This window comes from Xanthomonas hortorum pv. cynarae (assembly GCF_002939985.1).
GTDB lineage: Bacteria > Pseudomonadota > Gammaproteobacteria > Xanthomonadales > Xanthomonadaceae > Xanthomonas > Xanthomonas hortorum_D.
Genome location: NZ_MDFM01000091.1, coordinates 1 through 395, shown reverse-complemented (window position 1 = coordinate 395; position 395 = coordinate 1). Strand labels below are relative to the sequence as shown.

Sequence of the window (395 nt, the reverse complement as noted above, 5' to 3'; positions counted from 1 at the left end):
AATCGCTCATAGTCGCGCGCCAGTCGTCTGAAGCGATTGACCCAGCCGAAGCTGCGCTCGACAACCCAGCGGCGCGGCAGCAAGACAAAGCCTTTCTTCGCTTCTTGCAGCTTGATGACGTGCAACTCAATGCCCTCTTCCTTAGCCGCTTGCGCCGGTTCTTGGCCGGTATAGCCCTGATCCACAAAAGCGATCTTGACCGTTTCACCGGTCACGTGTTGTACCTCCTGGGCCAACGAACGGACCTGTGCGCGTTCCTGCTCGTTGGCCGGCGTGACCTGGACGGCAAGCAGATGTCCCAGCGTATCGACGGCCATATGCACCTTGCTGCCTTTCTTGCGCTTATAGCCATCGTATCCAGCACGCGGCCCGCTTTCACAGGTGGACTGCAGCGT

Annotated in this window: 1 protein-coding gene; it reads right to left on the bottom strand. The window is 59.2% G+C overall.

Going from position 1 to position 395, the window contains the following annotated elements; genetic code table 11:
• A partial coding sequence (locus XcyCFBP4188_RS22365) for a transposase (RefSeq protein ID WP_146094091.1) occupies positions 1-395 on the bottom strand: 395 nt, incomplete at both ends.